Origin of the sequence: Streptomyces stoeckheimensis (assembly GCF_045822005.1) — a bacterium.
GTDB classification, from domain to species: domain Bacteria; phylum Actinomycetota; class Actinomycetes; order Streptomycetales; family Streptomycetaceae; genus Streptomyces; species Streptomyces stoeckheimensis.
In genome coordinates this window covers 3,077,535-3,100,380 of record NZ_CP169550.1, presented here as the reverse complement: position 1 = coordinate 3,100,380, position 22,846 = coordinate 3,077,535, and the positions used below count along the sequence as shown (strand labels likewise).

Below are 22,846 nucleotides of genomic sequence, written 5' to 3'. Positions count from 1 at the left end.
GTGAGTACGAAGCCCACCCCCACCGAGTCCGCCGTCCCCGTCCCGCTGCCCCGCCGGCTGACCGCGGCCGCAGCGCTGACCGCGCTGGAGGGGCTGGCCGTGGCCGGGCCAGGCGTCGCCGACCTCTACACGGCCGTCTTCGGCGACGGCGACTCCCTGCAGGCCGCGACCGGCGGGGTCACCCTGCTCGTCCTGGCCGCGCTGCCGCTGGTCGCGGCGCGCGGGCTGCTCCTGGGCCGCCGCTGGAGCCGTGGCCCGGCGCTGATCACCCAGCTGATGTCGCTGCCGGTCGCCTGGATGCTGTGGACCGCGGGCGGGGCGATGAAGGCCGCCGGCGTGGCGCTGGCCCTGGCCGCGGTGGCCGTCACGGCCCTCCTGGTGAACCAGAAGGCCACCGGGGCACTGGGTATCGGGCCTGCGGAACAGGCCCGATAGCCCGTACGACCGGCTCTTTCTCCTACTCCTCGACCAGGAGCTTTTCGCGGAGCTGGGCCAGGGTGCGGGCCAGCAGCCGGGAGACGTGCATCTGGGAGATGCCGACCTCCTGGGCGATCTGCGACTGGGTCATGTTCCCGAAGAACCGCAGGAGGAGGATCCGCTTCTCCCGCGGCGGCAGCCCTTCGAGCAGCGGCTTGAGGGACTCGCGGTACTCGACGCCCTCCAGCGCCTCGTCCTCCGAGCCCAGGGTGTCCGCGACCGCCGGCGACTCGTCGTCGGTGTCCGGGACGTCCAGCGAGAGCGTGCTGTAGGCGTTGGCCGATTCCAGGCCCTCCAGCACCTCCTCCTCGGAGATCCCCAGCCGTTCGGCCAGTTCGTGCACCGTGGGGGAGCGGCCGTGCTGCTGGGACAGTTCCGCCGTCGCCGTGGTCAGCGAGAGCCGCAGCTCCTGCAGGCGCCGGGGAACCCGTACCGCCCAGCCCTTGTCGCGGAAGTGGCGCTTGATCTCGCCGACCACCGTGGGCGTGGCGTACGTGGAGAACTCGACCCCGCGGTCCGGGTCGAAGCGGTCCACCGACTTGATCAGGCCGATGGTGGCGACCTGGGTCAGGTCGTCCAGCGGCTCGCCGCGGTTGCGGAAGCGCCGGGCCAGGTGTTCGACCAGCGGCAGGTGCATCCGTACGAGCCGGTTGCGCAGCTCCGCCTTCTCCGGCGAGCCGTCGGGCAGCGCCCGGAGCTCGATGAAGAGGGCCCGCGCGCCGCTGCGGTCGCGCGGATCCGGCAGGGGTACCGGCGCCGTGAACACCGGAGCCACGAGGGCTCCGGTGGCGTCCGCGGCCGTCGTCGCGTCCGCGGCCGGGGCCGCCGGCGGGGCCGTGGCAGCGGCCCCCGGTGGCTGGACCGGCAGTGTTTGGTCGTGCTGGTTCTCGCTCACAGGGCCCGCCCGTCGCTCCGCCGAGTCCAAAAAGCCGTTTTCCGCATCCGTGTCAGCCGGGTGCGGCCGGGCGTGCTGCTGCTCCGGAATGCCGCCGTCGACCTCGTGTCCTACCCGGGGCCGATCCCCGCCCCGCACCGGGACCTCCCCGCCGCTCACGCCGGGCCTGGTCCCGCGCCGCGCTGTTTGTAGAGGCTGATGCTCACCGTCTTGTTCTCCTCGACCGTGGCCTCGACCTTCCCGGCGAGAGCCGAGAGGACCGTCCACGCGAACGTGTCGCGCTCCGGCGCCCGGCCGTCGGTGGTCGGGGCGGAGACGGTCACCTCCAGCGAATCGTCCACCAACCGGAAGACGCAGCTGAGGACGGAGCCGGGCACGGCCTGCTGGAGCAGGATCGCGCAGGCCTCGTCCACCGCGATGCGGAGGTCCTCGATCTCGTCGAGGGTGAAGTCCAAACGTGCCGCGAGGCCGGCCGTGGCCGTCCGCAGCACAGACAGGTAGGCACCCGCAGCGGGCAGCCGGACTTCCACGAAGTCCTGGGTCCCGGGCTCGCCTGCGATCTGGGACACCCTCACCTCCAAGGTGGTACGAGCTCTGTTCGCCGGTGACGCTATCGCGATCCGGGCGATCGTGTCGCGGCACCCCTGTCGGAGGGTGCAGAACCCCTTTGAACTTAGCTGCACATAGCCGGCCGAGAGGCCGTACCTGCGACCAGTGACTGATGGTAAGCCCATGGGGACGCACAGTGGCTAGGGGTCTGCGGGCCCAAATCAGGGGAACCGGCGGAGGGTTGATCTACCCCGGTTCAGACGATCGAACCGTCGACAAAACACCATCGCCAGGTCTCGCCCGGTTCGAAGCTGCGCATCACGGGATGTCCGGTCTCCCGGTGGTGCGCCGTGGCGTGCCGGTGGGGCGAGGAGTCGCAGCAGCCGACGTGCCCGCACCCCAGGCACAGCCGGAGCTGGACGGGATGGCTGCCGAGCGCCAGACATTCGGTGCAGGTCTGGGCAAGCGGGACCGGCTCGGGGCGCGGCAGTTCGGGAACGTGGGTGCACTCGCTCATGATGGCCAGCGTACTGAGGTGCGGGCGCCGGGATGACATGACTCAAGCGAGGATGATCTTCGATGGAGGTATTGCCGCTGGTGGCGCTGGTCGCCGGCTGTGCGGTCGTCGCGGGCCTGGCCCGCCGCACACCGGTGCCGGCGCCGCTGCTGCTGGTCGCGGCCGGACTGGCCGCGGCCTACGTGCCGGGCGTGCCCGAGTACGACCTGGATCCGCACATCGTGCTGCCGCTGCTGCTCCCGCCGCTGCTCTACACGGCCGCGGTGGACAGTTCGTACCTGGACCTGCGGGCGAACATCAGGCCCGTGGCGCTGCTCTCGGTGGGGTACGTGCTCTTCGCGACCGTCGCCGTCGGGTACGTCGCGTACCTGCTGGTGCCCGGGCTCTCGCTGCCGGTGGCGCTGGTGCTGGGGGCGGTCATCGCCCCGCCCGACGCGGTCGCGGCGACGGCCATCGCGCGCAAGCTCGGGCTGCCGAACCGGATCACGACCATCCTCCAGGGTGAGTCCCTGGTCAACGACGCCACCGCGATCACCGCGTTCAAGGTCGCGCTGGCGGCGGCGGTCGGGACGAGCGCCGGCTGGACGGACGGGATCCGGGAGTTCCTGCTGGCCTCGGTGGGCGGGGTCGCGGTCGGCCTGCTGCTGATGGTCCCGATCCACGTCCTGCGCAAGAAGATGCGCGAACCGCTCCTGCAGAACACCCTGTCGCTGCTGATCCCCTTCGTGGCCTACGCGGCCGCCGAGCGGGTGCACGCGTCAGGAGTACTGGCGGTGGTGGTGGTCGCGCTGTACCTCGGGCACCGCAACTGGCAGGTCGACTTCGCGACCCGGCTCCAGGAAGAGGCGGTCTGGAAGATGGTCGCCTTCATCCTCGAATCGGTGGTCTTCGCGCTGATCGGGCTCCAGCTGCCGGTCGTGCTGAAGGGGCTGGGGGAGTACGAGGGCGCGGCCGCGGCGGGCTACGCGGTGGTGGTGTTCCTCGTCGTGGTGGCGGCCCGCTTCGCGTGGGTCTTCCCGGCGACGTTCCTGCCGAGGCTCTCGCAGCGGATCCGGGCGCGCGAGCCGGAGACGACCTGGAAGGCTCCGGTCATCGTGGGCTGGGCGGGCATGCGCGGCGTGGTCTCGCTGGCGATCGCCTTCTCCGTGCCCATGAGCGTGCCGCACCGGAACCTGATCCTGTTCCTGACCTTCACGACGGTGATCGGCACGCTGGTGGTCCAGGGCCTGACCCTGCCGCCGCTGATCCGGTTGCTGCGGCTGCCGCCCAAGGACACCCACGCCGAGACCCTCGCGGAGGCCCAGGCCCAGAGCGAGGCCTCGCGGGCGGCGGAGGACCGCCTGACGGAACTCCTGGCCTCCCCGGCGAACGCCCTCCCCACCCCGCTGGCGGACCGGCTGCGCACGGTCCTGGAGCGGCGCCGCAACGCGGTGTGGGAGCGGCTGGGCGAGGTCAACGCGGTGACGGGCGAGTCCGCGGACGACGTCTACCGCCGCCTGGCGGGGGAGATGATCGAAGCGGAACGCGAGGTCTTCGTCTCCCTGCGCGACGCCCGCCGCATCGACGACGAAATGCTCCGCGCCCTGCTGCGCCGCCTGGACCTGGAGGAGGCGGCGGCGTACCGGGAGGAGTCGGCGTAGCGAATTCAGCCTCGTCGGCCTTTGAGGCGCGGGGTCTGGGGCGGAGCCCCAGGGTCTCTGCGGGTCCGGGCAGCGCCCGGGGAACGGTGGAAGGGCGGGTAGGGGGCCGCCCCGCGGGGCGGCCCCCCGGCTACGGGCGGCCCGTGACGACCGCTGCCAGGGTGGTGCCGCGAGGGAAGGCGCCCCCGCGGGTCAGGTCGAGCAGGGCCCACAGGAGCTTCGCCACGTAGATCCGCTCCACCGGCAGGCCGTGGCGGGACTCGAAGTCCGCCGCGAACCGCGCCAGCTCGGCGGGGACCCGGGCGTAGCCCCCGTGGGCGTAGCCCTCGGCCAGCGACCAGTCGCCCGCCGGGCCGCCGAAAGCGGCCGTCTGGAGGGAACGTATCTCCGCCTCCAGGAAGCCGCCCCCGACCACCGGCACCCCCACCGCCCGCTGGCCCGCGCCGAGTCCCGCCGCCAGCCCGGCCAGGGTGCCCCCGGTCCCGCAGGCCACGGCGGCCACGTCGCAGGCGCCGCTCAGCTCGCGGCCCAGCTCGGCGCAGCCGTGCAGTGCGAGTGCGTTGCTGCCGCCCTCGGGGATCACGTAGGCCCCCTCGGCGCCCGCCAGTGCGGGCAGCCCGGCCTTGTCCCGGTAGGCCGACCGGGTCACGAAGTGCAGCCTCATGCCGTCCGCCGCGCACCGGGCCAGCGAGTCGTTCAGCGGCCGCCCCGCGAGCTCGTCCCCCCGTACGATCCCGACCGTCGCCAGCCCCAGCAGCCGGCCGGCCGCGGCGGTGGCCCGCAGGTGGTTGGAGTAGGCCCCACCGAAGGTCACGAGCTCCGGGTACCCGCCCGCGACGGCGGCCCGCAGGTTCGGCGCGAGCTTGCGCCACTTGTTGCCGGGCAGCTCCGGGTGGACCAGGTCGTCCCGCTTGAGCAGCAGGCGCACCCCGTGCGCGGCGAACCGCTCGTCACGGACCTCCCGCAGCGGCGAGGCCGGGCGGGGGCGCAGGATCAGGTCGGGGTCGGGGTCGGGGGCGGGGTCGACTGAACGTTCCACCCGCCCATTGTGTGCCGCACCCGCCCGTTCCGTCGCACGTCAGAGCGGGTCCGCCCCGGACGGCCGCCCAGGCGGCTACTTCAGGCGCTCCTCGACGCGGGTGCGCATCGAGGCCATGGTGAAGCCCTTCGGGTCGACCTTGCCCGGGCGCCATTCCAGGTGGCCGACGACCGAGCGGGCGGACCAGCCGTGAGCGCGGCACAGGGCGGCCGACGCGCGGGCCATCGCATCGAGTTGGGCGGCCGGCCAGGGGTCCTCGCCGTCGCCGAGGTTCTCGCACTCGAATCCGTAGAAGTGGCGGTTGCCGTCGGTGTTCGCGTGCTGGTCGGGCGGGAGGCGCTTCTCCGCGATCACCGCCGCCAGGACGTCGGAGTCGCCCGCGCCGGCGTGGTTGGCGCGGCCGTGGCCGACCAGGTGGACCCGGCCGTCCTTGGTGATCACGCCGTGGCAGAGCGGGCCGGGCAGATCCGCGTGGCCGTCGCGGCAGAGCTGGACGGTGTACGCGGTCCCGTGGGTGACGGTGTGGTGGAGCATCACCCCGTGCACCGGCCCCCAGGGGCCCTTGTGGTTGCGGTTGTGGGTGCGCCAGTCGCCGACTTCGACGACCGTCAGGCCCTCGGCTCGCAGGACGCCGATGAACCGGTCTGCGGACAGGGGTACGGACATGACCGCCTCCTTTGCGTTGAGTAGTCGGGTGATTACTCAACGCTTAGTGGAGGCGGTCATTCCGCCGCAAGGGCGCGCACCCGGCGCACGGATCACGCCGAGGCGAGCCACAGGTCGGGGCCGAAGACCTCGTAGGCGATGTCCGCGGGGGCCACGCCCTTGGCGATCAGCTGCTCGCGCGCCGCCCGCATGAAGGGGAGCGGGCCGCAGAGGTAGGCCTGCGTGCCCGGGGGGACCGGGACGGCGGTGAGGTCGAGGCGGCCCGCGTGGTCGCCGGGCTCGGCGTCGGCCTCGTACCAGAAGTGCGCCGAGGCGTCGGGGAGCTTGCCGGTCAGCGCCCGGTGGTCGGTGCGCAGGGCGTGGTCGGCGGGGGAGCGGTCGGCGTGCAGGACGGTGACCGGGGCCGTGTGCGCGGTGTCGGCCAGGTGCTCCAGCATCGAGAGCATCGGGGTGCAGCCGATGCCGGCCGAGGCCAGGATCACCGGCGCGGCGGAGTCCCGGAGGACCAGGTCGCCGTAGGGGGCCGAGATGCGCAGGGTGTCGCCGGTGCGCACCTCGGCGTGCAGGTGGTTGGAGACCTCGCCGTCGGGGCCGGAGGCGGCCGGGCCGTGGACCCGCTTGACGGTGATCGAGCGGACCGGGGAGCCAGGGGCGCTGGAGAGGCTGTACTGGCGGATCTGGCGGGCGCCGTCGGGGAGTTCGACCTGGACGGAGACGTACTGGCCGGGCTTGAACCCGGGCGCCGGGGAGCCGTCGGCCAGGGTCAGGTGGAAGGTGGTGCAGTCCGCGGTCTCCTCGACGCGGGCGGCGACCGTCCAGTCGCGCCAGACGTCGCCGGCGAGGACCTGCTGCTCGGCGTAGAGGCGCTCCTCGATGGTGATGAGGGCGTTCGCCATGAGCCAGTAGACCTCGTCCCAGGCCTCGGCGACCTCGGGGGTGACGGCCTCGCCGAGGATCTCCGCGATCGCTTCGAAGAGGTGCTGGTGGACGATCGGGTACTGCTCGCGGGTGACGCCGAGGGAGGCGTGCTTGTGGGCTATGCGGTTCAGCATCACGTCGGGGCGGACGTCCGGGTGCTCGACCAGGTGCGTGGCGAAGGCGGCGATGGAGCCGGCGAGGGCCTGCTTCTGGAGCCCGGCGTTCTGGTTGCCGCGGTTGAACAGGTCGCGGATCAGCTCGGGGTGGGCCGCGAAGAGCTTCCCGTAGAAGAGCTCCGTGATGTCGCCGATGGCCGCGCCCACGGCGGGCAGGGTGGCTCGTACGGTCGCGGTGGACTTCTCGGAAAGCATCGGGTGACTCCTCGAGTCGGGGATGGATCGCAGAACTGGAATGTGAGATGCGTATTAATGGACAAAGCGGTGCGGGCGTCTACGGTGATACGGATCTCTGTTCGAAGCGTCGGCGGACATCAGGCTATGCGGGGCCGGTGCCGGTGTGAATCAGCCATTCGGCCCCCGTTGTCAGGGTCTTCCGGCCCCTGTCGATCCGCCCGAAATGCCCAGCAGGAGCGGACCGGTCGGGGCTGCGACCAGGTCGTTCACCGTCAGTGGGTCCAGGGAGGCGAAGAAGGCCTCCTGGGCCCGGCGCAGCGCCCCGCGCAGGATGCACGCGCTCCGCAGCGGACACGCGACGGTGCCGTCGCAGTCCACGACGTCGCCAGCGCCCTCCAGCTCGCGGACCACCCCGCCCACCGAGGCGGCGCGCCCGGCGGGGGTCAGGGTGAGGCCGCCGCCGCGTCCGCGGCGGGCCTCGATCAGGCCGAGATGCTGCAGCTTGGCGACCACTTTGGCGGTGTGGGTGTAGGGGACCTCCATCGTCGCCGCCACGTCGCGGGTGGTGGGGAGGTCCTCCTCCGCGACGGCCAGGCGCATCAGGACGCGCAGGGCGAGGTCGGTGAATCGGGTCAGCCGCATGGGTCCAGCGTAGAAAACTTGCATCCACCGTGCAAATTAACGAGGGGTCATCGCGTGAGATGGCTGAAACGGATGGGGTCCACGTGGCTCATGGGTCGGGAGTTGAACTCAACAGGGTGCCCAGCCACGAACGGAGTAGTCCCACCCTTTTGTGTAATGGTCCCACCACGCTGCGTGCTGACAAGCTCCTCCCGCAGATTCATGGAGTGATCGAAGGGGAAATTCATGTCGGTCCAGGCAGGTTCCGAATCCGAGACCCAGGCACCGCAGCGCAGTCTGGGAACATCGGCCGCGCGGAACTTGGCAACCACGACCAAGTCCGCTCCGCAGATGCAGGAGATCACCTCGCGGTGGCTCCTGAAGATGCTCCCCTGGGTGTCCGTCCAGGGCGGCACGTACCGGGTCAACCGGCGGCTGAGCTACTCGGTCGGCAACGGCGTCGTGGAGTTCATCAAGACCGGCACGCAGGTGCAGGTGATTCCTGCGGAGCTGGGGGAGCTCCCCGTGCTGCGCGACTACGACGACCCCGACGCGCTGGCCGAACTCGCCGCCCGCTGCCACCAGATCGACTTCGAGCCGGGCCAGGAGCTGACCTCCTTCGGCAGCCCCGCCGACAAGGTGTTCCTGCTCGCCCACGGACGCATCGACCAGATCGGCCCCGGCCCCTACGGTGACGACGCCGTCCTGCAGACCGTCGCAGACGGGGCCTTCTTCGGCGAGGACTCCCTCGTCGACGAGGAGGCCATCTGGGAGTACACCGCCCGCGCGGCCACCGCCGGCACCGTGCTCGCCCTCTCCCGCCAGGACTTCCAGATCCTCGCCGACCGCGTCGACTCGCTGCGGGCCCACCTGGACTCCGTACGGGACCTGCCCGAGCAGCGCACCAACAAGTTCGGCGAGGCCGCGATCGACCTCTCCGCCGGCCACCAGGGCGAAGCCGTGCTGCCGGGCACCTTCGTGGACTACGAGGCCCGCCCGCGCGAGTACGAACTCTCCATTGCGCAAACGGTCCTGCGCGTGCACACCCGCGTCGCCGACCTGTACAACCAGCCGATGAACCAGACCGAGCAGCAGTTGCGGCTCACGGTCGAGGCGCTGCGCGAGCGCCAGGAGCACGAGATGCTCAACAACCGCGACTTCGGCCTCCTGCACAACGCCGACTACGACCAGCGCATCCAGTCCCACGACGGAGCGCCCAGCCCCGACGACATGGACCAGCTGCTCAGCATGCGGCGCGGATCCAAGTTCTTCCTGGCCCACCCCAAGGCCATCGCCGCCTTCGGGCGCGAGTGCAACAAGCGCGGCCTGTACCCGGAGTCGGTCGAGATCGGCGGGCACCGGGTGCCGGCCTGGCGCGGGGTCCCGATGTTCCCGTCCAACAAGATCCCGATCAGCGACGCCCGCACGACCTCCATCCTCTGCATGCGCACCGGCGAGGAGGAGTCGGGCGTGATCGGCCTGCACCAGCCCGGGATCCCGGACGAGATCGAGCCGAGCACCTCCGTGCGGTTCATGGGGATCAGCGAGCAGGCGATCATCTCGTACCTGGTCACCACCTACTTCTCCGCCGCGGTGCTGGTGCCGGACGCGCTCGGTGTCCTGGAGAACGTGGAGATCGCCCGCTGGCGCTGACCCGGCCGGCGCGGGAGCGAGGGCCACGAGGCAGGACGGGACCGGACGGGACGGAGCGCACACGCCATGTCGACCACTGAGGCGATGACCACCAGCGAGGGGCAGGAAGCCGCCGTCCTGCTGGAGCGGACGAGAGAAACGGTCCACCCCGAACTGCGGCGGGCCGTGGAGAGCCTGCCCGGCTCGATGCGGCGCGTGGCGATGTACCACTTCGGCTGGGAGCGCGAGGACGGCTCCCCGGCGGCGGGCAGCACCGGCAAGGCCATCCGGCCCGCCCTGGTGCTCGCCGCCGCGCAGGCCCTGCGCGGGGACGGGGCGGCCCGGGACGGAGTGGCCGGTGAAGGGGCGGCCGGGGACGCCGTACGGGCGGCGGTGGCCGTGGAGCTGGCGCACAACTTCACGCTGCTGCACGACGACGTCATCGACAAGGACGTGCGCAGGCGCGGCCGGCCGACGGCCTGGACGGTCTTCGGCACGCCGGACGCGATCATCACGGGCGACGCCATGATGGCGCTCGCGCTGCGGCTGCTCGCCGAGGACCCGCATCCGGCCTCGGCGGCGGCTTCGGCGCGGCTCGCCGCCTGCATCGTCGAGCTGTGCGCGGGCCAGCAGGCGGACTGCGCCTTCGAGCAGCGCCCCAGCGTCTCCCTCGACGAGTGCCTGACCATGGCGACGGCCAAGACCGGAGCCCTGCTGGGCTGCGCGTGCGCGCTCGGCGCGCTGTACGCGGGGGCCGGCCCGGACGAGGTCGACGCCATGGACGCCTTTGGCAGGGAGGCCGGGCTGGCCTTCCAGCTCATCGACGACCTGATCGGCATCTGGGGGGACCCCGGCCACACGGGCAAGCCCGCCGGGGCCGATCTGCTGGCCCGCAAGAAGTCCCTCCCGGTCGTGGCCGCCCTCACCTCGGGCACCGCGGCGGGGGAGGAGCTGGCCGCGCTGTACGCGGGTCCCATGAACGGGGACGACGTGGGCAGGGCTGCCGCGGCGGTGGAGCGGGCCGGCGGGCGGGACTGGGCGCAGGCCCATGCCGCCGACCGGATGGGGCGGGCGGTGCAGCAGCTGTCGCGGGCCGTCCCGGACCTCGGTGCGGCGGGCGGGCTGCTGGCGCTGGCGGAGTTCGTGACACGGCGTACGAAGTGACCGCGTAGGGGCGAGGGGGACCCCCGCAGGACCCCCGGAGGCCTGTTCCGGCACCGCACGGTGCCGGAACGGGCCTTTCTGCACCGGTGGGTCAACTCTAGGATCACTGACGGTTGTTGACGCGTGAGTGATGTGAAGGGTGTGACCCATGGGGCTGGAGATACGTCAAGCCGGGCCGTCGGACCGGGATGCCGTGGCGCGGCTGCTCGACGAGGCCTTCCGTACCGATCCCGTGAGCAGTTGGGTGTTCCCGGACCCGGAGCACCGGGCCGCGGTGCACGGGAAGTTCCTGGGCGTCTTCGTGGACGTGGCGCTGGCCGAGGGCCGGATCGACTACGCGGTGGACGGTTCGGCGGCGGCGCTGTGGCTGCGGATCCCGGCGGCCGATCCGGAGGGCGAGCACGTCGAGGACGAGATCCCGGCGAAGATGCGGGCCGTGGCCGACCCGGACAACGAGCGGTGCGAGCTGGTGGGCCGGCTCACGGGCGCGGTGCACCCGACGGCGGAGGAGCACGAGTACCTGCTGATGATCGCGGTCGCCCCCGGGCGGCAGGGCGAGGGGCTGGGCACGGAGCTGATCCGGCCGGTGCTGGAGCGCTGCGACCGCGAGGGCGTGCCGGCGTACCTGGAGGCGAGCAGCGAGCGCAGCAAGGGGCTGTACGAGCGGCTGGGCTGGCAGTTCACGGGCGAGGCGGTGCGGCTGCCCGACGGGCCGCTGATGTGGCCGATGTGGCGCAAGCCGCAGTAATCCCTTGCGAGACCACTTCGGCTGAAGTACTTTGATCGACGTGCCTCGATGGGGGTGCACTGTCGAACGGAAGAGAATCGCTTGCGCAAGCTCACGTACTTCATCGCCACGACGGTCGACGGCTTCATCGGAGCCCCGGACGGCGACGCCGATTTCATCTACGACTACCTCGACGGCGAGTTCATCGAGCACCTCAAGGCCGAGTACCCGGAGACCATCTCCACCCCGGGGCGCGCCCAGCTCGGGATCGCGGACGCCGCACCCAAGCACTTCGACACGGTGCTCATGGGACGCGGTACGTACGAGCCCGGCCTCAAGCAGGGCCTGACCAGCCCGTACGGGCACATGCGCGAGCAGTACGTGGTCTCGCGCTCGCTCACCGAGGCGCCGGACCCGGCGGTCCGGCTGATCGAGGGCGACCTGGTGGGAGCGGTCCGTGAGCTGAAGGCCCGGGACGGGCTCGGCATCTGGCTGTGCGGCGGAGCGGACCTCGCGGGGCAGCTGATCGACGAGATCGACGCGTTCGTCGTCAAGACGTACCCGGTCTTCGTCGGCACCGGCATGCCGATGTCGCGCGCCGGGTTCGGGGCGCGCCCCCTGGAGCTGACCGGCTTCCAGGCGCTCGGCGGCGGTCAGGTCATCACCTCGTACGCCGTCAAGCGCTGACCCGCCGAAGCGGCGAAACCGGCCTACCGTGGAGGTATGGCCGGTCAACAGCGGGAACAGCAGGCACACGGGACGGTCGCCCCGCGGGCCGGGCACGACCAGCAGTCGTGCCCGGTCTGCGGGAGCCCCGTCGACACGATGGTCGGACGGCGCAAATCGCTGGGGATCTTCGTCCCGGAGTGGACCCCCGGTCCCTGTCGGAACCGGGAGTGCACGGCGTACGAGCCGGGGTACGAGGAGCCCGGGCCCGAGGAGCAGGGGCCCGGGGAGCCCAGGCCGGAGGTGCCCGGGCCGGAGGAGCCCGGGGCCGGAGGGGCTTAGCCCTTCGCGTCCAGGCCGGACGCGACGAGCCCGTTCGCCCACAGCTGGTTGACGCGCGAACGCTCGGCGGAGTTCGGGGTGGCGTTCGTGCAGGAGGTGCCGGGGCCGCCGCCGGACATCAGCTCGCTGCACGGACCCGAGTAGTGGTCCGGCAGACCGAGCACGTGGCCGGTCTCGTGCGCGGTCACGCGGGTGGAGTTGTACTGCTGGTTCTGCCGGTAGTCCAGGAAGATGTAGCCCCGGCCGTGGCCGTCCGTGCTCGCGTAGGAACCGCGCGAGTCGTTGCCCTCGTAGTACGAGAAGTTCCCGCCCGAGGACACCTCCTGCAGTTTGACGTTGGTCACCGAGCTGTTCCAGATCTGCGTGGAGCGGGATATCTGGGTGCGGAAGCTCGGCGCGTTGCGGGTGTTGTACGTGACGGTGACGGCCGCCAGGCCCGGGGCCGCGGCGCGCTGTTCGGCCACCGCGCGCTGTACGGCCTCGAAGAAGGCGCGGTTGGCGGCCTGGTTCTCCTTCGACTGCTCGTACGCGGCGTACGTGGCCGGGCTGCCGGCGCCCGGGGAGGCCGAGGCGGTGGCGCCCGGGACGACGGCGCCGAGGACGGCGGCGATGCCGAGGCCGACGGCGGACAGAGTGGTCTTGCGGGAGTGGCGCATGTGGGGGACTCCTGCTCATCCGGTGCGGTGGGGGGGGCGTTCGGTACCGGAGTCTGCGGGAGCGGGAGGGGCCGGCGGATGATGTCAGACCCCGATAGCGCCGGGCTATCGGGAGGGTTTCGGAAGCCCAACTCCCGTGAGAATGGCGGGATTCGAGGGGATACCGGTTACTGGTGCGGTCGGCTCGGCCCGGCCTACTCTCGGGGCATGGAGCTTGAGGTCAGGCACCTGCGCGCCCTGTGCGCCATCGCCGACGCCGGCAGCCTGCACAAGGCCGCCCGGCAACTCGGCGTGAGCCAGCCCTCCCTGACGACCCAGTTGCGCCGCATCGAACGCGCCCTGGACGGGGAGCTGTTCCTGCGCGAGCGCACCGGATGCCGGCCGACTCCCTTCGGGCGCACCATCCTCGGGCGGGCGCGACCGCTCCTGGCCGAGATGGCCGCCCTCGTCGCGGAGGCCCGGGCGCTGTCGCAGGGGCCCCGGCTGCGGATCGGCTCGACGGCCAGCCGCGCCCTGCCCGGCTGGCTGCGGCGGCTGCACCGGCGGCTGCCCGACACCGAGACCGACCTGATGGTCGACGTGTCCGCCAACGCGCTGCTGCGGATGACGGCTTCGGGCCGGCTCGACGTGGCGTTCGTGCACGAGGTGGAGGGCAGCCCGCTGCGCGTGCCGGCCGGGCTGGAGCTACGGGTGCTGGTGGAGCGGGAACCGCAGTTCGTGTCCATGTCCCGGGACCATCCTGCGGCGGCGCGGGCCGTGGTGGAGCTGCGCGACCTCGCCGCCGACCGGTGGACCGTGGACCCGTCGGTGGACGGCGAATGGGACGGCCTGCGCCGGGTCCTCGCGGGCGCCGGCCTCGACCCGCCCCTGCTGCACGCCGACTACCACACGGCCGCCTCGCTGATCGCCTCCGGCGAGGCCGTCGCCCCCTGCCAGCCCACCTCCGGACTGCGCGAGGACATGGCGATCAGGCCGCTCTCCGGCGATCCGCTCGCCGTACGCCTCCTCCTCGCGACGCGCCCCGGGGTGCACGCGCAGGTGTTCGACGGGGTGTACGAGGACCTCCGCGCGGCCTACCGCGAAGCCGCGCTGGAGACTCCGCCCTACCGGGCCTGGCTGCGCCGCAACGCGAGCCCGCTGCTGGCGGCGTAGGGGGGCGGAAGGCAGGCCCTAGGCGCGGCGGCGGGCCCGGTCGTAGGCCAGGGCGGCCGCGCCGTGGGTCACCAGGACCGTGCCCGCGGCCAGCCAGCCCGGGCTGCGGCGGCGGGCCGCCCACATCATCAGGGGGGCTCCGGCGGCCAGTTGGGCCGCACCCGCCAGGCGGGCCTTGGGGCCCCGGAGCCACGGGCCCAGGGGGCTGTCCTCGACCACCGCGAGCTCCGCCCGCACCGTGTCGCGCCAGCCCGCCCACTCCACCCGCTCCGCCCCCGGTGCGACCCGGGCCGCCTCCCGCAGCCGGTCGGCCGGTTCGCCCGGGTTCAGGCCCGCCGGGAGCGCCAGCCCCGCGCGGGCCAGCAGCGCGATGACGCCGAGCAGTCGGGACGCGCCGTCCGCCGCCTCGTCGGGGCGGGTGAGGCGCTCCAGTTCCTCCAGGTCCAGGACCGGGTCCAGGCCGAGCCGCGCCGCCAGCACCCGCATGGCGTCCGTGTCCGCGGCGTATGGGGCGTCCCGCTCGCCGTGCGGACGGCCCGCCGCGTCCCACTCGTAGGCCGCGGACCGGCGGAACCCGGAGGACAGCACGAAGCCGGTCCGGCCCTCCTCCCACCACAGGCTCAGCACCGGCCAGTTGGAGCTCAGCGCGACCGCGGCACCCCAGCCCGCCAGGACTTCGGCCACGGATTCCGCGCCAGCGAGCCAGGGCTCGGCCTCGGGCACCAGCACGCTCCACTCGCCGGCGGGGGCCAGGAGCAGGCGTTCGCGCAGGATGTGCGCGGCCGGTCGGGCGGCGAGGGGCTCGGCGCGGCAGAGCAGCAGTCCGCCCGCCGTGGTCTGGGAGATCGGCATGCCCACACGCTAAGCCAAAACGGCCCAAAATGATGATTTTGGATCATCCTGACGCGCTTGACTTCCGGCAACCGCGATATATCGTGTTAGCCAGAAGACGCGATATGTTGCGTGCACGTACGCCGAGGAGGATCAGCACCATGGCAGAGGCAGCGCGGAATCCGCAGAGTCCGCCGAAGGTATGGTCGGTCGCCGCACCGCAGAAGCTCGCCTTCGAGGAGCCGGTGACCGAGGTCCGCGTCCGGATGGCCGGCGGCACGGTCAACGTCGTCGCCGACGACGCCGAGGGGGGCCTGGCCCGCCTCGAGGTGTCCGAGGTGGACGGGCCGCCCCTGCACGTGGTGCAGGAGGGCGGGACCCTCACCGTTTCCTACGAGGACCTTCCCTGGAACGGTTCCCAGGGGCTCAAGCAGTGGTTCGAGAGCAAGCCCTGGAAGGCCTGGTCCGCCTCCGACTCCGGCCGCAAGGCCTGGGAGCGCAGCGCGACCGTGACCCTCACGGTCCCGGCCGCCACCCGGGTGCAGCTGGCCACCGTCAGCGCCACCGTCTTCGTCTCCGGCATCGACGGCGGCACCGACATCCACGGAGTCTCCGGCGACACCACGCTCGTCGGCCTGTCCGGCCGGGTCAAGGCGCACACGGTCTCCGGCGGGGTCGAGGCCCAGTCCGTGACCGGCGAGCTCGGATTCCACTCCGTGTCCGGCGGCCTGACGGTCGTCGACGGCGCGGTGGGCAGCGTACGGGCCGACTCGGTCAGCGGCGACATGCTGATCGACCTGGCCCTCGAGGAGCCGCCCGCGCCCCGGCCGGTCGACATCTCCCTCAACTCCGTTTCCGGGCAGGTGGCCATCCGCCTCCCGCACCCGGCCGACGCCCGGGTCGAGGCCAACACCGCCACCGGCGGCGTCTCCAACGCCTTCGAGGACCTGCGGGTCTCGGGCCAGATGGGCGCCAAGAGGATCACCGGCACCCTGGGCGCCGGCACCGGAACCCTCCGCGCCACCACCGTTTCCGGCTCCATCGCGCTGCTGCGCCGCCCGCCCGCAACTCCCCCGACTGAACCGACCGGGCCGGGCGCCCCGGCCACCCCGCTCGCGCTCGACAAGAAGGTGCTCTGACATGCCGCCCGTCTTCGCCCACGGCCGCCTCCGCCTCTACCTCCTCAAGCTGCTCGACGAGGCCCCGCGCCACGGGTACGAGGTGATCCGGCTGCTGGAGGAGCGTTTCCAGGGGCTGTACGCGCCCTCCGCGGGCACGGTGTACCCCCGCCTGGCCAAGCTGGAGACCGAGGGTCTGGTCACGCACGCGACCGAAGGCGGGCGCAAGGTGTACTCGATCACCGACGCGGGCCGCGCCGAACTGGCCGACCGCGGCGGTGAACTGGCCGACCTGGAACTGGAGATCCGCGACTCGGTCTCCGAGCTGGCCGCCGAGATCCGCGCCGACGTGAGCGGCGCGGCGGGTGATCTGCGGCGCGAACTGCGGGCCGCGGCCAGCGCGTCGGCCACGCAGGTGGAGGACGAGTCCTGGAAGGCGGCCAAGGAGGAGCTCCGCAAGGCGAAGGCCGAGTGGAAGGAACAGGCGCGCCGCGCGAAGGACGAGAGCCGCCGGGCCCGCGAGGAGGCCCAGCAGGCGCGCCGGCAGGCCAAGGAGGCGCAGGAGCGGGCGCGTGAGGAGGTCCAGCGCATCGCGGGTCAGCTGCAGGAGCAGTTCGCGAAGTCGGGCGGAGTCCTGGGCAGCCTGGCGGGAGCCTGGCTCGGCGGCTCCGGCGCGACGACGGCGCAGTCCGCGCCCTCCGAGCCCTCCGAGCGCTCTGAGTCCTCCGCCCGCCCGGCCGCCCCGGCACCCGGTGCCGACGCGGACTGGGCGCGTGACGTGCCGTCGACGGGGGACCCGGCCCGCGACCTGGACCGGCTGCTGGACCGCTTCCGCGACGACATCCGCGACGCGGCCCGCGACCGGGGGATCAGCGACGACCAGCTGGCGCAGGCCCGTACCCACCTGGCGGACGCGGCCGCCCGCATCGCTTCGGCCCTGGGTCCGCAGGACTAAGGCTTGTCCCGTAAATGATCTCTGAGTCGCCGGGGGCCGGGCGGTCGTGGTCGGGTCCGGTCGTCTATCCGGCGAGGGCGAGGTTGTGCAGGCGGGCGATGCCGAGCATGGCGTGGTGGACTCCGTCGCCTCGGAGGCGGCAGTCGCGGAGGATCTTCCAGGTCTTCATGCGGGCGAAGGCATGCTCGACTCGGGCTCGGACCTGCTTGTGGGACTTGTTGTGCGCCTCCTTCCACTCAGGCAGGTCTTCGCCCCTGCGTCGGCGGTGCGGCATCACGAGTCCAGTGCCCGGGTAGCCGCCGTCGGCGATCGTCCGGGTCTTGCCGACGGCGGCCTTGGCGCCGGACTCCTCCCACGCCTTGCAGTCGTTGCGGTTCCCGGGCAGTGGCCGGCCGACCACAACGACCAGACGGGTGTCGGCGTCGATGATGACCTGGTGGTTGGTGGAGTACCGGTAGTTCTTCGATTGCGCGGCGATGGCGTGGTCGCGGGTGGGCACGAGGGTGCCGTCCACGATGAGGACGGTGTCCTTGGCGAACCGCTTGCGTGGCTGGAGCGCGAGCATCGGCCCGAGGTGGTCGATGATGCGGTCGGCAGCGGACTTCGAGACACCGAACAGCGGAGCGATCTGCCGCATCGTGAGATTTGTGCGCCAGTACGCCGCGACCAGCAGGGCCCGGTCCTCCAGCGAAAGACTCCACGGCCGGCCCTTGCGGACCGTGTCGGCACCCTCGCGCCGCAGGACGGTCACCAGCTGCCCGAACTGCCGCGGGCTCAGCCCGGTGAACGGGGCTATCCAGGACGGCTCCGACGCCGTGATCACACAAGCCACGCGAAGATCATCCCAGGACCAATAGGGTGCGTTTCATTGAGTCAACGAACTGGAGATGCATGATGCAGCAGGACGAAGCCCTGCAACTCGCTGTGGCGTTCCTCGCGCGCAGCCAGCGGGATGACGAGCCGCCCCTTGCCGTCGACCCAGAGCGAGTCCGCGAGAGTGGCCGGCTGCTGATCGTTCCCTACAACTCCGTGCAGTACCTGGCATCGCGGAACGACAGGCACATGCTGCTGGACTGCTGGCCCATCCTCGTCGACCTTGATCGCGGAGACGTACGGTTCGGGACCCTCGACGAGCGGCATCTCTGGAGGAAGCCGACCGCCTGACATGGCTGCGGCTGTCCGCGACCACAGTTACGGGACAGCCCTTAGGCAGTCTCTTGCGGGTGTTCGCCGCGGCCGACCCCTGTACGGCCGCGGCGAGGCGGTTCAGCGTCCGGAGCCCGCGCGACGCATCCGCGCGGCGAGCAGGAGCCCCGCGCCGGCGACGAGCGCGGTGCCCGCGCCGCCCGCGATCCAGGCGGTGTCACCGGCGCCGGTGGTGGCGAGGGGGCCGCTGTTGTTGCCGCCCTGGGGGGTGACGGCGGTGTTCCCGGAGCTGCTGCCGGAGCCGGGAGTGGAGGGGGCCGGGGTCGGCTTCTGCTGCTCCCCCTTCTGCCCCTTCTCCTTTTCCTTCTCCTCCTGGGCCTTCTTGTCCTTGGCGCGGGCCTCGTGCTGGCCCGTCTTCAGGAACTCGGTGCGGTCGGCAGCGGTACCCGCCAGCGCGGTGCGGCCGGCCTTGACCACCTCCGGGCCCCCCGCGTCGATGATCTTCGCGATCGAGACCCGGTTGTCCTGATCGCGCAGCTCGTACTGGGTCACTTCGAGGAAGTGGCGCAGCTCGGCCGGGGTCGGGGAACCGTTCAGGAGCTTGCCGATCGCCTCGCTCAGGATGGGGCCGTCCCAGCCCTGGTCGATGCGGGCCAGCTCGACCCGGTCGTCTTCGGCCTGAGCGAGGTACCGCCCCGTCTTCAGGAACTCGATGCGGTCGGCGGGCGTCCCCTGCAGGGCCTTCTTGCCCTCTTCGCGCAGTACGGGTCCGCCGGTACCGATCAGTCGGGCGATGTCGACCCGGTTGTCCTGGTCGCGCAGCTCGTGCTGGGTGACCTCGTAGAAGTGGCGCAGCTTCTCGATGTTCGAACCGTCGTTGCTGAGGACCGCGTTGATGCCCTCCTTCAGGCCGGGGCCGGCACCGTTCAGGAGGCGGAGGATCAGGATCCGGTAGTCGTCGATGCGGATCTTGTGCTGGTCGGTCTCGATGAACTTGCGCATGGCCGCAGGGCCGTCGGCGATGGCCTTGCGGCCCGCTTCCTTCATGTGCTCGCTGGCCATCGGGTCGGCGATGATCGCGAGGATCGTCTTGCGGTCCTGCTCGGCCTGGCTGTCGCCCGGCTGCTCGGCCGCGGGACGGTCGGGCGCGGTCGGAGCCGTGGGACTGGCGGGCGCACCGGTTTCCTCGCCGGTGGCGAAGGCCGGGGACGAGAGGAACACGGCTGGGGCCAGCGCGGAAACGGTGACCGCCACGGCGATCCGGGACAACTTCACGGCAAAACCCCCAGGAGAGAACGTTCTTTCGCAGGAGAAGACCCACCGGCCGCACAGATGGTTGTACGCGACAGCAAAGAAAGTGAAGGGGGGCGTGATCGCTGTTCAGCCCGTCAGGGCCGCCTCGGCTCCCGCGTAGGTGACCCCGTGGTCGTTGAGGACCTCGGCGGACGTGCCCGGGCGGGAGAGGAGGGCGAGGAGCAGGTGGAGGGTGGAGATGTGGCGATCCTTGCGGCCCAGGGCGATGCGCAGGGACTGCTCCAGGACCTTCTTGGCGCCCGGGGTGAACCGGGTGCGGCCGGAGCGGCCGCGCGGAGCGGGGTCCGACAGGGCGCCCTCGCCGTGGGTCTCCTCGATGCGGGAGACGATCTCCGTGAGGTCGATGCCGAGGCCCGCGAGGGCTTCCTCGTCCGCCTTGGACATGCCGCCCCGGCGACGGGCCGCCGCAAGGTCGGCGGAGATCGCGGCCCGGTCCACGGCCAGCGGGTCGAGGGCGCCCAGGGTGAGCAGGGCGAGGAGCAGGTGCTCCTCGCCGACCCGCTGCGCCCCGGTCCGCTCGGCCTCGGCGACCGCGCCCGTCACGGTGGAGCGGGCGTCCTGGGTGAATCGTTCGAACATCAGAGCCTCCCGTGCTTCTTGTGTACGGCCTGCCGGCTGACGCCCAGCTCGGCCGCGATCTCCTGCCAGGACCAGCCCTGCGCGCGGGCCCCGCGCACCTGTACGGCCTCCAGCTGCTCCAGCAGTCGCCGGAGGGCGGCCACGGCGCGCAGGCCCACCCGAGGGTCACGGTCACCGGCGCGCTCGGCCAGATCGGTAGCTTCCGTCATGGGTGTCAATGTAGGTTGACGCGCGGGAGGGTGTCAACCCACATTGACGCCCGCGGGTGGTGCCGGGGCTCCGGGGGCGGGGGCGGGGCGGTGGCTAGACGGTGAGGACGATCTTGCCGAACACGTCGCCCGACTCCAGCTTCTCGAAGCCCTCGCGGGCCCGGTCCAGCGGCAGGGTCTCGTCGATCACCGGGCGGACGCCGGTCGCCGCGCAGAAGGACAGCAGGTCCTCCAGCTCGTCCTTCGAGCCCATCGTCGAGCCGACCACCTTGAGCTCCAGGAAGAAGATCCGGGTCAGCTCGGCGTGCGCCGGGCGGTCCCCGCTCGTGGCTCCCGAGATGACCAGGGTGCCGCCGGGGCGCAGTGATTTGACCGAGTGCGACCAGGTGGCGGCACCGACCGTTTCGATGACCGCGTCGACCCGCTGGGGGAGCCGCGCGCCGGGTTCGTAGGCCTCCACGGCGCCCAGCTCGACCGCGCGCTTGCGCTTGGCCTCGTCGCGGCTGGTGGCGAAGACCCGCAGTCCGGCCGCCTTGCCGAGGGCGATGGCGGCGGTGGCGACCCCGCCGCCCGCGCCCTGGACCAGGACCGAGTCGCCCGGGCGGACGCCGGCGTTGGTGAAGAGCATGCGGTACGCGGTCAGCCACGCCGTGGGCAGGCAGGCGGCCTCTTCGAAGGAGAGCTCGGCGGGCTTGCGCAGCACGTTCCAGGCGGGGACGGTGACCTGCTCGGCGAAGGTGCCCTGGTAGCGCTCGGTCAGGATCGAGCGGGGCTCGTCGGGGCCGACCCCGTGGCCGGTCTGGCCGATGACGGAGTGCAGGACGACCTCGTTGCCGTCCTGGTCGATCCCGGCGGCGTCACAGCCGAGGATCATGGGGAGCTTGTCCCCGGACAGGCCGACCCCGCGCAGCGACCAGAGGTCGTGGTGGTTGAGGGAGGCGGCCTTGACGTTCACGGTCACCCAGCCGGGGCGGGCCTGCGGGGCGGGGCGGTCGCCCAGCTCGAGGCCGCTCAGCGGCTGGGCACGGTCGATTCGGGCAGCGTAGGCAGCGAACATGGCCGCGAGGCTACCGGTCGGTAGCCCGGGGATCCAGGGCCTGCCCTGCCGCCGGGCGGTCGGCCGTGTGTGCCCGGGCCCTGCGGGGCTGTCCCCTACCCGCCCTTCCACCGTTCCCTGGGCTCCTCCCAGACCCGCGCCTCAAACGCCGGCGGGGCTGGATGTGGCCGGCGTCGGTCGGCACGTGCACGTCGGTGGGCCGGAAACGCACGACGGGGCCCGTCCGAATCGATCGGACGGGCCCCGCTTCGTGCAGCTCGGCGCAGTGCTCAGACCAGGCGGGCCACGCCGTCGGCCTTCGCCGCCGCGGCGACCGCGGCCGTGACGGCCTCGGCGACGCGGGTGTCGAACGGTGAGGGGATCACGTAGTCGGCGGCGAGCTCGTCACCCACGACGCCGGCGATGGCGTCGGCGGCGGCGATCTTCATGCCCTCGGTGATCCGGGTCGCGCGGACCTTCAGCGCACCCGCGAAGATGCCCGGGAACGCGAGCACGTTGTTGATCTGGTTCGGGAAGTCCGAGCGGCCCGTGGCCACGACCGCCGCGTACTTGTGCGCGACGTCGGGGTGGACCTCCGGGTTCGGGTTGGCCATGGCGAAGACGAAGCAGTCCTTCGCCATCGTCGCCACCGCGGCCTCGGGGACCGTACCGCCGGAGACGCCGATGAAGACGTCCGCGCCCGCGAGGGCGGACTCCAGGGAACCGGTCTGGCCGGTCTTGTTCGTCAGGCCCGCGATCTCCGCCTTGACGTCCGTCAGGTCGGAGCGGTCGGCGGAGACGACGCCCTTGCGGTCGGTGACGCAGACGTCGCCGATGCCCGCGTCCACGAGGATCTTGGCGATCGCGATGCCGGCGGCACCGGCGCCCGAGATCACGGCGCGCAGGTCGGCGAGGGTGCGACCCGTGAGCTTCGCGGCGTTGCGCATGGCGGCCAGCGTCACGATGGCCGTGCCGTGCTGGTCGTCGTGGAAGATCGGGATGTCCAGCGCCTCCTGGAGGCGGCGCTCGATCTCGAAGCAGCGGGGCGCCGAGATGTCCTCCAGGTTCACCCCGCCGAAGGACGGCGCGAGGCGGATCACGGTCTCGATGATCTCGTCCGTGTCCTTGGTGGCGAGCGCGATCGGAACCGCGTCGACACCACCGAACTGCTTGAAGAGAATGGCCTTGCCCTCCATCACGGGGAGGGAGGCCTCGGGCCCGATGTCACCGAGTCCGAGCACGGCCGTACCGTCGGTGACGACGGCGACCACGTTGGACTTCCAGGTGTACTCGTTCACGAGCTCGGGCTGCTCGGCAATGGCGCTGCACACCTTCGCAACGCCGGGCGTGTACGCCAGGGACAGGTCGTCCTTGTCGTTGACGGGCACGGTGGCCACGATGGCCATCTTTCCGCCCCGGTGCAGCGCGAACACCGCATCCGGGTTGTTGTCCGTCACGCTGTCGCTGCGAGGATTGACGATCTCCGCTGCCACTGTCTTAACCCCTTAAGTCTTTGAATCGTTGAGGGTGGCCACTCCTGGTTAAGGGGTGGGCGGGCACCGCGTCCGTCTCCGCGTCGACGGGTTTGGGTCCGTCTCCGCGGAGGGGAGGTTCGTACGCGCGGGCGCGCCGCACGCGCGCCCT

General features: G+C 72.0%; 26 protein-coding genes. 11 read left to right on the top strand and 15 right to left on the bottom strand.

Annotated elements, in window-relative coordinates; all coding sequences use genetic code 11:
• Entirely contained in the window at positions 1 to 435 is a 435-nt protein-coding gene (locus ACE1OC_RS13885) for a hypothetical protein (protein WP_407837276.1), read from the top strand.
• Positions 436 to 457: 22 nt separating this feature from the next.
• On the opposite strand, the gene ACE1OC_RS13880 is transcribed toward ACE1OC_RS13885, so the two are convergent.
• From ACE1OC_RS13880 to ACE1OC_RS13870, 3 genes are all read right to left on the bottom strand, one after another.
• On the bottom strand, positions 458 to 1,531 hold the full coding sequence (locus ACE1OC_RS13880) for an RNA polymerase sigma factor SigF (RefSeq protein WP_407837275.1): 1,074 nt from the start codon (positions 1,529 to 1,531) through the stop codon (positions 458 to 460).
• The gene (locus tag ACE1OC_RS13875) at positions 1,528 to 1,941 is read right to left on the bottom strand and encodes an anti-sigma regulatory factor (protein ID WP_214949331.1); all 414 of its coding nucleotides are present in this window, start codon (positions 1,939 to 1,941) and stop codon (positions 1,528 to 1,530) included. Before ACE1OC_RS13875 ends, ACE1OC_RS13880 begins: the two co-directional genes overlap by 4 nt.
• 236 nt (positions 1,942 to 2,177) lie before the next feature.
• The gene (locus tag ACE1OC_RS13870) at positions 2,178 to 2,438 is read right to left on the bottom strand and encodes a UBP-type zinc finger domain-containing protein (RefSeq protein ID WP_407837274.1); all 261 of its coding nucleotides are present in this window, start codon (positions 2,436 to 2,438) and stop codon (positions 2,178 to 2,180) included.
• Between the two features lie 62 nt (positions 2,439 to 2,500).
• On the opposite strand from ACE1OC_RS13870, the gene ACE1OC_RS13865 reads away from it, so the two are divergent.
• On the top strand, positions 2,501 to 4,078 hold the full coding sequence (locus ACE1OC_RS13865) for a Na+/H+ antiporter (RefSeq protein ID WP_407837273.1): 1,578 nt from the start codon (positions 2,501 to 2,503) through the stop codon (positions 4,076 to 4,078).
• A gap of 130 nt (positions 4,079 to 4,208) precedes the next feature.
• On the opposite strand, the gene ACE1OC_RS13860 is transcribed toward ACE1OC_RS13865, so the two are convergent.
• The 4 genes from ACE1OC_RS13860 to ACE1OC_RS13845 all read right to left on the bottom strand — a co-directional run bounded on the left by ACE1OC_RS13860 (position 4,209) and on the right by ACE1OC_RS13845 (position 7,696).
• Positions 4,209 to 5,117 carry a 1-aminocyclopropane-1-carboxylate deaminase/D-cysteine desulfhydrase gene (locus tag ACE1OC_RS13860; RefSeq protein ID WP_407837272.1) on the bottom strand — a complete coding sequence of 303 codons (909 nt, stop codon included), beginning with the start codon at positions 5,115 to 5,117 and terminating at the stop codon, positions 4,209 to 4,211.
• 75 nt (positions 5,118 to 5,192) lie between these two features.
• Positions 5,193 to 5,783, bottom strand: coding sequence for an N-acetylmuramoyl-L-alanine amidase (locus tag ACE1OC_RS13855; protein ID WP_407837271.1), 591 nt, complete (start codon positions 5,781 to 5,783; stop codon positions 5,193 to 5,195).
• A 92-nt stretch (positions 5,784 to 5,875) separates the two neighbouring features.
• Positions 5,876 to 7,072 carry a globin domain-containing protein gene (locus ACE1OC_RS13850; protein WP_407837270.1) on the bottom strand — a complete coding sequence of 399 codons (1,197 nt, stop codon included), beginning with the start codon at positions 7,070 to 7,072 and terminating at the stop codon, positions 5,876 to 5,878.
• 171 nt (positions 7,073 to 7,243) lie between these two features.
• Positions 7,244 to 7,696 (bottom strand): RrF2 family transcriptional regulator, encoded by a 453-nt coding sequence (locus tag ACE1OC_RS13845; RefSeq protein ID WP_407837269.1) that lies wholly within the window; start codon positions 7,694 to 7,696, stop codon positions 7,244 to 7,246.
• Between the two features lie 225 nt (positions 7,697 to 7,921).
• Between ACE1OC_RS13845 and ACE1OC_RS13840 the strand changes: the two genes are divergently transcribed.
• From ACE1OC_RS13840 to ACE1OC_RS13820, 5 genes are all read left to right on the top strand, one after another.
• Positions 7,922 to 9,328 (top strand): family 2B encapsulin nanocompartment shell protein, encoded by a 1,407-nt coding sequence (locus ACE1OC_RS13840; RefSeq protein WP_407837268.1) that lies wholly within the window; start codon positions 7,922 to 7,924, stop codon positions 9,326 to 9,328.
• A 66-nt stretch (positions 9,329 to 9,394) separates the two neighbouring features.
• Positions 9,395 to 10,471 (top strand): family 2 encapsulin nanocompartment cargo protein polyprenyl transferase, encoded by a 1,077-nt coding sequence (locus tag ACE1OC_RS13835; protein WP_407837267.1) that lies wholly within the window; start codon positions 9,395 to 9,397, stop codon positions 10,469 to 10,471.
• A 148-nt stretch (positions 10,472 to 10,619) separates the two neighbouring features.
• The gene (locus ACE1OC_RS13830; protein ID WP_407837266.1) at positions 10,620 to 11,219 is read left to right on the top strand and encodes a GNAT family N-acetyltransferase; all 600 of its coding nucleotides are present in this window, start codon (positions 10,620 to 10,622) and stop codon (positions 11,217 to 11,219) included.
• Positions 11,220 to 11,300: 81 nt separating this feature from the next.
• Positions 11,301 to 11,885, top strand: a complete 585-nt coding sequence (locus tag ACE1OC_RS13825; RefSeq protein ID WP_407837265.1) for a dihydrofolate reductase family protein — start codon at positions 11,301 to 11,303, stop codon at positions 11,883 to 11,885.
• 36 nt (positions 11,886 to 11,921) lie between these two features.
• Positions 11,922 to 12,206 (top strand): hypothetical protein, encoded by a 285-nt coding sequence (locus ACE1OC_RS13820; RefSeq protein WP_407837264.1) that lies wholly within the window; start codon positions 11,922 to 11,924, stop codon positions 12,204 to 12,206.
• Here the strand turns inward: ACE1OC_RS13820 and snpA are convergent.
• The gene (gene snpA, locus ACE1OC_RS13815) at positions 12,203 to 12,862 is read right to left on the bottom strand and encodes a snapalysin (protein WP_407837263.1); all 660 of its coding nucleotides are present in this window, start codon (positions 12,860 to 12,862) and stop codon (positions 12,203 to 12,205) included. The two genes, ACE1OC_RS13820 and snpA, sit on opposite strands and share 4 nt — an antisense overlap.
• Before the next feature lie 207 nt (positions 12,863 to 13,069).
• Here snpA and ACE1OC_RS13810 point away from each other — a divergent pair, with 207 nt between their 5' ends.
• Complete coding sequence (locus tag ACE1OC_RS13810) at positions 13,070 to 14,014, top strand: LysR family transcriptional regulator (RefSeq protein ID WP_274549512.1); 945 nt, start codon at positions 13,070 to 13,072, stop codon at positions 14,012 to 14,014.
• An 18-nt stretch (positions 14,015 to 14,032) separates the two neighbouring features.
• On the opposite strand, the gene ACE1OC_RS13805 is transcribed toward ACE1OC_RS13810, so the two are convergent.
• Entirely contained in the window at positions 14,033 to 14,866 is an 834-nt protein-coding gene (locus ACE1OC_RS13805) for a hypothetical protein (protein ID WP_407837262.1), read from the bottom strand.
• A 140-nt stretch (positions 14,867 to 15,006) separates the two neighbouring features.
• Between ACE1OC_RS13805 and ACE1OC_RS13800 the strand changes: the two genes are divergently transcribed.
• Positions 15,007 to 15,984 carry a DUF4097 family beta strand repeat-containing protein gene (locus tag ACE1OC_RS13800; protein WP_407837261.1) on the top strand — a complete coding sequence of 326 codons (978 nt, stop codon included), beginning with the start codon at positions 15,007 to 15,009 and terminating at the stop codon, positions 15,982 to 15,984.
• A 1-nt stretch (position 15,985) separates the two neighbouring features.
• Complete coding sequence (locus tag ACE1OC_RS13795) at positions 15,986 to 16,918, top strand: PadR family transcriptional regulator (protein ID WP_407837260.1); 933 nt, start codon at positions 15,986 to 15,988, stop codon at positions 16,916 to 16,918.
• A gap of 64 nt (positions 16,919 to 16,982) precedes the next feature.
• Here the strand turns inward: ACE1OC_RS13795 and ACE1OC_RS13790 are convergent, their stop codons facing one another.
• Complete coding sequence (locus tag ACE1OC_RS13790) at positions 16,983 to 17,750, bottom strand: transposase (protein ID WP_407837259.1); 768 nt, start codon at positions 17,748 to 17,750, stop codon at positions 16,983 to 16,985.
• A 59-nt stretch (positions 17,751 to 17,809) separates the two neighbouring features.
• Here ACE1OC_RS13790 and ACE1OC_RS13785 point away from each other — a divergent pair, with 59 nt between their 5' ends.
• Positions 17,810 to 18,082, top strand: a complete 273-nt coding sequence (locus ACE1OC_RS13785; RefSeq protein ID WP_407837258.1) for a YrhB domain-containing protein — start codon at positions 17,810 to 17,812, stop codon at positions 18,080 to 18,082.
• A gap of 102 nt (positions 18,083 to 18,184) precedes the next feature.
• Here ACE1OC_RS13785 and ACE1OC_RS13780 read toward each other — a convergent pair whose 3' ends face one another.
• From ACE1OC_RS13780 to ACE1OC_RS13760, 5 genes are all read right to left on the bottom strand, one after another.
• The gene (locus ACE1OC_RS13780; RefSeq protein WP_407837257.1) at positions 18,185 to 19,339 is read right to left on the bottom strand and encodes an ALF repeat-containing protein; all 1,155 of its coding nucleotides are present in this window, start codon (positions 19,337 to 19,339) and stop codon (positions 18,185 to 18,187) included.
• A gap of 105 nt (positions 19,340 to 19,444) precedes the next feature.
• Positions 19,445 to 19,957: a Clp protease N-terminal domain-containing protein gene (locus ACE1OC_RS13775; RefSeq protein WP_407837256.1), complete on the bottom strand. Its 513-nt coding sequence runs from the start codon at positions 19,955 to 19,957 to the stop codon at positions 19,445 to 19,447.
• The gene (locus ACE1OC_RS13770) at positions 19,957 to 20,166 is read right to left on the bottom strand and encodes a helix-turn-helix domain-containing protein (RefSeq protein WP_243336126.1); all 210 of its coding nucleotides are present in this window, start codon (positions 20,164 to 20,166) and stop codon (positions 19,957 to 19,959) included. Before ACE1OC_RS13770 ends, ACE1OC_RS13775 begins: the two co-directional genes overlap by 1 nt.
• 94 nt (positions 20,167 to 20,260) lie before the next feature.
• Entirely contained in the window at positions 20,261 to 21,223 is a 963-nt protein-coding gene (locus ACE1OC_RS13765; protein ID WP_407837255.1) for a zinc-binding dehydrogenase, read from the bottom strand.
• Between the two features lie 269 nt (positions 21,224 to 21,492).
• Positions 21,493 to 22,695 carry an NAD(P)-dependent malic enzyme gene (locus ACE1OC_RS13760; RefSeq protein WP_407837254.1) on the bottom strand — a complete coding sequence of 401 codons (1,203 nt, stop codon included), beginning with the start codon at positions 22,693 to 22,695 and terminating at the stop codon, positions 21,493 to 21,495.
• Positions 22,696 to 22,846 lie beyond the last annotated feature (151 nt).